Genomic DNA, 6,945 nt, shown 5'->3' on the forward strand with positions numbered 1-6,945 from the left:
ATGTCAAGCGAATTAAATTACAAAAAGAAAAAGTTGTATTCTGATTTTTTAAACCAAGAAAGAAATATTTTTGTTTGGATACCAGAGCGTTTTATAAATGAAAGTTTGCCTGTTTTGTATTTATTAGATGGCGGAATTAATGAAAAATTTAAGCAAATATCAAAACTAATTGATGAGTTAATTATATCAAATCATATTCAACCATTGATGATTGTAGGAATTGAAAATATTAATCGAAATTTAGATTTTACAAGAAATACATACATTGCAAAAGATAAAAAATGGGTTCCAGAATATGGAAATGCAGAATATTTTGAGAAATTTATTGTATTAGAATTACTTCCTTATATTTCGAAAAATTACTATACAAATAATTCGAAAACTATTGTTGGTGAGTCTTTAGGCGGATTATTGGTAATGGATATATTGTTTTATTTTTCGCATTATTTTGATTCTTATATCGCAATTGATCCTTCGCTTTGGTGGAATAACCACGAATTGTTTGACTCTTATTGTAAAAAATTTGATTTTAATCTATTAGAAAATAAAAAGATTTGGATTTCAAGTTCTAAAACTATTTCAATTTCAAAGTTTACAGATCAATTTGTAGAAAAATTACGCGAAAAAGATAACTTGAAATCAAATTGGAATTATTTACATGATCCTTCGCAAAATCATTTCACAATTTTCAATTCTTCAATAAAATCAGCGTTAATATGGATGTTTAAGTAATATTTTTTTAAATGATTCATATTACTTCAATAGGTTTCTCCAACAAGTTTGTCTAAATTTGCAAACCTTTTTAAAAAGAATTAATGCAGTATTTAGAACTACTTTTAATCGGAGTTTTCACAGCTTTTATTGGATCATCCATTCCTGGATTGTTGAATATGACGGTGGTAAAAATTGGGAAACAAGAAGGAACTAAAAGTGCATATAGTTTTATGTCTGGAACAGCGATTACGATTGCAATTCAGGTTTATTTGGCAATTTTTCTGGCAAAATTTATTGATTTTAATGAAGAAGTTACTAAAATTTTTAGGGAAGTTGGATTAGCTGTTTTTGTAATTATTACGATTTATTTTCTCTTTTTTGCAAAGAAACAAGATCAAAAAAATAAGAATAAAAAGCTAAAACAACAAGGTAATGTAAAACAGAAAAATAAATTCATCTATGGGTTATTGTTATCTGCCATAAATGTTTTTCCAATACCTTTTTATGTATTTTTAAGCGCAACGTTGATTTCGTATAATGTTAATGTTTTTGGACAACCAAATAGCTCAGTTTTTGCTTTAGGAGTCGTTATTGGTTCGATGATTATTTTTGGTCTGTATCTGAAATTTTTTAATTCAAAATCAGAAGAAGATTCGTTTATTTTAAAGAATATCAACTATGTAATAGGAGGAGTGACGAGTGTGATTTCTTTGTTAACGATTTATCAACTTTTTCAATAAAAATTTAATTCAAATTTTGCTTTGGATGCGAGTATTTAAGCAAATATTCCATCACTTCATCGCATTCTTTTCCTTCTAAAATATAACTCAAAATATCTTCGATTAATTCATCAATAATTTGAGGATTAAATTCAAATTTTTTAGCTAAATCAATACAAATTGCTTTTTCATTTTGATGAATATTCAAATCAACAACCATTAACAAAACAGCGTCGTACAACAAAGAAAGTCGATCAGTAAAGGTTTTTGGCAACGTAAAATCAAACTTCGTGTTCTCGTTCAAAATATAACTTATATCTTTGGCAGAAAGCTCATGAAATTTGGCAATATCAGAGATAATTTGAATCTCTTTTTCATTCAAATTACCATCACTTTTACCAATAATAAATAAATTTTTGATGTGATTTAATTTGTCAATCAAAGTAAGATTATTTTTCATTTGTTGCTTTTTGGGATTAAAAATACTTAAAATAGTGTTAAATTAACGTTCAAAATTTTTCATGTGCCAGATTTTAAAACGAAAATAGATGAGATTTATGATAAGCAATGTAAGAATAAAGCAAATATTCGTCATCTTACTGTTTATTAGCGAAAAATATATTTAGAAAGAGTTTTTCACATATGAAACCGATTTTAAAAGTCAATTGGTTTTTATCACCTTCAAAATTTCTCAATTATCCCTATAATTCTACAACTCAAAAGGTAATTGATTTTTTGATGAAATATTTTTAAATCTCGGTTCAACGATTTAATTTTATATTTGTTTTATACAACAATCAACGTTATTTTTGTAGTTAAATCTTATAGAATTGTTATCAAAAAAGACAAAATACGGACTAAAAGCAATGGCTCATTTGGCCAGACAAGAAAGTAACAAACCAGTTTTAATCGGACAAATTTCTGAAACAGAAGTTATTCCGAAAAAATTCTTGGAGGCTATTTTATTGGATTTAAAAAAGTTAGGCTTTGTCAATTCGAAACAAGGAAAAGGTGGTGGATATTATTTGGCACGTGATGCGAAAGATATTAGTTTAGCATCTTTGATTCGTGTTTTAGAAGGACCAATCGCGCTTTTACCTTGTGTAAGTAAAAATTACTACGAAAAATGTGATGATTGCCCTAACGAAGGCATTTGTACATTGAATAAGGTGATGGTTGAATTGAGAGATTCGACTTTAGAAATTCTTGAAAATAAATCTTTAGAAAGTTTAAAATAAATCTTTAGCCTGAGTTTTTCAGGCTTTTTTATTGTAAAATTTTATAAGAATGAAGAAAAAAAGTATAACTCTTTTTCGAGAATTCTTCCTAATTTCGAACATTTGTATTTCATGAAAAATAGATCTATACAACAAGAGTTTAAAGAACTTTTAGAACAACGTTCTTTTTCTACGCATCGTTATTTATTGGCGATTAGTGGAGGGATTGATAGTATGGTTTTGTTAGATTTATTCCGTCAAACAGCTGCAAATTTTCAGGTGGCACATTGTAATTTTCAGTTGCGTGAAGAAGACGCAAATGGCGATGAATTGTTTGTGAGAGAATATTGTGGAAAATATAATATACCGTTTCATTCGACTCGTTTTGATGTTGCGGCTTATCAGAAAGTAGGAAATTATTCGGTAGAAATGGCTTGCCGAAATTTGCGTTATGAGTGGTTTGAGCAAGTTCAACAACAAAATTGTTTGGATGTTTTGGTGACAGCTCATCATTTGGATGATAATATTGAAACTTTTTTGATTAATCTTTCTCGTGGAACAGGTTTGAAAGGTTTGGTTGGAATGCAAATTGATAATGGAAAAATCTTTCGTCCACTTTTAAATTTTACAAAAAATGATTTGTTGGAATATGCAAAATCAAATGAAATAAATTGGCGAGAAGATTATACGAATGCGACGGATGATTATACTAGAAATAAGATTCGTCATCACATTACACCAATTCTAAAAGAGCTTCATCCGCAATTTGATGAGAATTTTTTGTCAAGTTTAAATCATATCAATGATAATTATCAAATTGTACAAAATAAAGTTGGAGAAGTTAGAAGTGATTTATTCTCAGGAGATAATCCGATTGAAATTGAAATTTCAGCATTAAAAAAACTTCAACCATTAGAAACATTTTTACATTATTTGTTCGAAAAATATGGATTTTCGTCGAGCAAAGAAATTTTAAAATTTTTGGATGCAGAAACGGGAAGTGAAATAAAATCAGCAACTTATCGATTAATTAAAAATCGAGAAAATTTGTTGTTGCAAAAAATAGAAGAAGAAAATGAAGATGAATTAACGATTTTTGATGAGTTAATTGAAATCAATTCGTTAAATTTGAAGTTCGTGAAATCGATAAATCCACACGAAAACGCTACTGAAATAGTAGACTTTACATCAATTTTGTTTCCGCTTAAACTTAGAAAAGTGAAAGAGGGAGATTTCTTTTATCCAATTGGAATGAAAGGTCAAAAAAAATTGTTGAGTAAGTTTATGAAAGATTTGAAACTTTCTAAGTTAGAAAAAGAGAAGGTTTGGTTGCTTTGTGACCAAAAAGATCAAATTATTTGGGTGGTAAATCATCGTTTGGATGAACGTTTCAAAACGACAGAAACAAGTAAAAACTTTTTAAACATTACAGTATGTTAAAGAAACTTTGGATACTTTTTTTGTTTCCAATTTTAGTCAACGCACAGTTATTTAGTCCTGCAAAATGGTCGAGTTCGGTGAAGGAGGTTGGACAGAATGAGTTTGAAATCGAGGTAACAGGAAAAATTGATAGAGGTTGGCACCTTTATTCAATGAAACATCCTGATGGAGGAATTGGAATTCCAGCAAGTGCATCATTTAAACCAGCTGCAAATGCAAAATTGATTGGAGGTACGCGCGAAGTTGGAAAACGTATAGATAAATACAGCCAAATTTTTGAACAAGATGAAAAATATTACGAAAATCAAGTAAAATTTGTTCAAAAAGTGAAAGTTTCGGGTGATAAACCTGTAAATGTATCGTACACAATAGAATTTCAAATGTGTGATGCCGAACGTTGTTTGCCACCAGATGAAACAAGCGGAACGATAAAATTAACGCCTTCCGCAAAAGTTGAAGAGACGAAAGAAGAGGCAAAGCCAGCAGATGCTACAGAAGCAAAAGATACTGTTGCAGTAAATGAAATTACGCAGGATTCTGTTCAAGAAGATTCTACAGCTGTTGTTGTAGCAACACAAGATACAATCAAAAAAGTTGATGATTCTTTATTAGCAGATAACGAAAAGAAAGATAATGGTTTATTGAAAATCTTTTCTTTAGGATTTTTAGGAGGATTAGCAGCGCTATTAATGCCTTGTATTTTCCCAATGATTCCTTTGACAGTAAGTATGTTTACAAAACAAAGTAAATCGAAAGGAGAAGGAGTTGGAAAAGCCTTTATTTATGGATTATCAATCATTGTTATTTATGTTGCATTAGGTTTATTGGCGACAGTTATTTTTGGACCATCAGTCCTAAATGAAATGTCAACAAATCCGTGGGTGAATTTAGCATTCTTTGCAATTTTCATTGTATTTGCTATTTCATTTTTTGGAGCTTTCGAATTGACATTACCAAGTAAATGGGTAAATGCAGCTGATAAAGGTGCTGATAAAGGCGGATTAATTGGAATCTTCTTTATGGCATTCACATTAGCATTAGTGTCTTTCTCTTGTACAGGACCAATTATTGGTTCGTTATTAGTTCAAGCGACGCAAGGAGGAAACTATTATTCATTAATCGTAGGAATGTTTGGCTTCTCTTTAGCATTAGCGATTCCATTTACATTGTTTGCGATGTTCCCTGGTTGGTTAAATTCAATGCCAAAATCTGGTGGATGGTTAAATACAATCAAAGTTTCTTTAGGATTTATTGAATTAGCTTTTGCCTTGAAGTTCTTATCAAACGCAGATTTAGTTTGGCAAATGAATTGGTTACCAAGAGAAATTTTCTTAGCATTTTGGATTGCAATTTTTATCTTCTTAGGATTATATCTTTTAGGTAAATTTAGATTAGAATTAGACTCACCTGTGCAAACAATTGGTGTTCCGAGAATGTTATTTGCATTGGTTTCGATATCATTTGCGATTTACATGATTCCAGGTTTATGGGGTGGACCATTAAAACTATTAAGTGGTTTAACACCTCCAATGACCTATTCTGAAGCGCCACGAGGTTTCCACGAAGGTGTAGGAGGTGGACAAGCAACAGCTAAATTTGATGATCCAAATATGGTTGCTGGACCTCATGGAATTCCTGCATTCAAAGATTTTGATCAAGCAGCAGCTTACGCAACGAAAGTTGGAAAACCAATGTTGTTAGATTTCACAGGGCATGCGTGTGCAAATTGCCGTAAAGTTGAAGAACGTGTTTGGAGCGATGAGCGTGTGAAGAAAATTTTGGCTGAAGATGTTGTTTTAGTTTCGTTATATGTTGACGAAGCAAAAGAATTACCAGAAGATCAAAAAGTATTTTCGAAAGCGTTAGATCGTAATTTGAAAACAGTTGGTAACAAATGGACTTCTTTCGAGATTGAACATTTCAATGCAAATGCTCAACCTTATTATATTTTGGTTGATAAAGATTTGAATCGTTTTTCTAAACCTTTAGAAGCTGAACTTGATGTAGAAGTTTACCTAAAATGGTTACAAGATGGAATCGCGAAGTATAAAGCGAAATAATTATCTTTTATATAGTAGTAAAAACTCCCGCATTTGCGGGAGTTTTTTGTTTATGAATTATACGTGTTAAACTATTCTTTAATAATCTTTTTCGTGTAATTTGAAGTTTCATTTTTCAATGTAACAATATAGATACCTTTTGGTAATGATTTGAATTTTGAATTGATAGTTTTATTCAATTCATCTATATTTCCAATCGAATTTGTGATGACTTTTCCATTGATGTCAATTACACTTAAATTGTATTGTCCTTTTGAATTGTTAAGTGTAATCTTAATGTTTGAGTCATTTTTGATTGGATTTGGAACAATATTAAAATCCGTAGATTTGATACTTTCGTTAGTAGATAAATTAGTTGGATAAACTAGTATTTTAGCGCCATCGAAACCAACAGCATATACTTTTTTAGCATTGACTGGGAAATCTACAAATGTATTTTTAAACGTAACATCTCCTGTACCTAAAACAGAAACAGAAATTAATTCGTCTTCTTCATTGTAAGTTTCGTAAGCAACAGCATTTGCCCATTTTGCAGTTTCAACAGTTAAAAACGTTCCGTTCGTATTTGTTACAATACTAGCACCTTCACCTGTTTTCCCAGAAAGTTTTAATTTGTCTTTGTAAATATTTACATTAAATGAGTTTAAGTAATGCATTACTGGAGAAACTGGTTTTGGATAATTTTTGGATTTGATATACGATTTTGCTTCATCAATCATTTCTTGCGTGACAATGATAGTAACTTTTCCGTAGTCATCAATTTCTTTAGTAACAGTGTAATCTTCCCCTTGTTAA

General features: G+C 30.3%; 7 protein-coding genes. 5 read left to right on the forward strand and 2 right to left on the reverse strand.

Annotated elements, in window-relative coordinates; translation table 11 throughout:
* Positions 1-732 carry an alpha/beta hydrolase gene (locus B3578_RS12915; RefSeq protein ID WP_286496176.1) on the forward strand — a complete coding sequence of 244 codons (732 nt, stop codon included), beginning with the start codon at positions 1-3 and terminating at the stop codon, positions 730-732.
* An 83-nt stretch (positions 733-815) separates the two neighbouring features.
* Positions 816-1,454, forward strand: a complete 639-nt coding sequence (locus B3578_RS12920) for a LysE family transporter (RefSeq protein WP_286496177.1) — start codon at positions 816-818, stop codon at positions 1,452-1,454.
* A 4-nt stretch (positions 1,455-1,458) separates the two neighbouring features.
* On the opposite strand, the gene B3578_RS12925 is transcribed toward B3578_RS12920, so the two are convergent.
* A complete protein-coding gene (locus tag B3578_RS12925; protein ID WP_286496178.1) occupies positions 1,459-1,893 on the reverse strand; it encodes a hypothetical protein in 435 nt (144 codons plus the stop codon).
* Between the two features lie 370 nt (positions 1,894-2,263).
* Here B3578_RS12925 and B3578_RS12930 point away from each other — a divergent pair, with 370 nt between their 5' ends.
* From B3578_RS12930 to B3578_RS12940, 3 genes are all read left to right on the forward strand, one after another.
* Entirely contained in the window at positions 2,264-2,671 is a 408-nt protein-coding gene (locus tag B3578_RS12930) for an RrF2 family transcriptional regulator (RefSeq protein ID WP_219035236.1), read from the forward strand.
* A 111-nt stretch (positions 2,672-2,782) separates the two neighbouring features.
* Complete coding sequence (tilS, locus tag B3578_RS12935; RefSeq protein ID WP_286496179.1) at positions 2,783-4,090, forward strand: tRNA lysidine(34) synthetase TilS; 1,308 nt, start codon at positions 2,783-2,785, stop codon at positions 4,088-4,090.
* The gene (locus B3578_RS12940) at positions 4,084-6,150 is read left to right on the forward strand and encodes a protein-disulfide reductase DsbD family protein (RefSeq protein ID WP_291049271.1); all 2,067 of its coding nucleotides are present in this window, start codon (positions 4,084-4,086) and stop codon (positions 6,148-6,150) included. Before tilS ends, B3578_RS12940 begins: the two co-directional genes overlap by 7 nt.
* A gap of 71 nt (positions 6,151-6,221) precedes the next feature.
* Here B3578_RS12940 and B3578_RS12945 read toward each other — a convergent pair whose 3' ends face one another.
* Complete coding sequence (locus B3578_RS12945; protein ID WP_219035233.1) at positions 6,222-6,869, reverse strand: T9SS type A sorting domain-containing protein; 648 nt, start codon at positions 6,867-6,869, stop codon at positions 6,222-6,224.
* Positions 6,870-6,945 lie beyond the last annotated feature (76 nt).

It is taken from the genome of Empedobacter sp. UBA1574, assembly GCF_002322895.1.
Lineage (GTDB): Bacteria > Bacteroidota > Bacteroidia > Flavobacteriales > Weeksellaceae > Empedobacter > Empedobacter falsenii_B.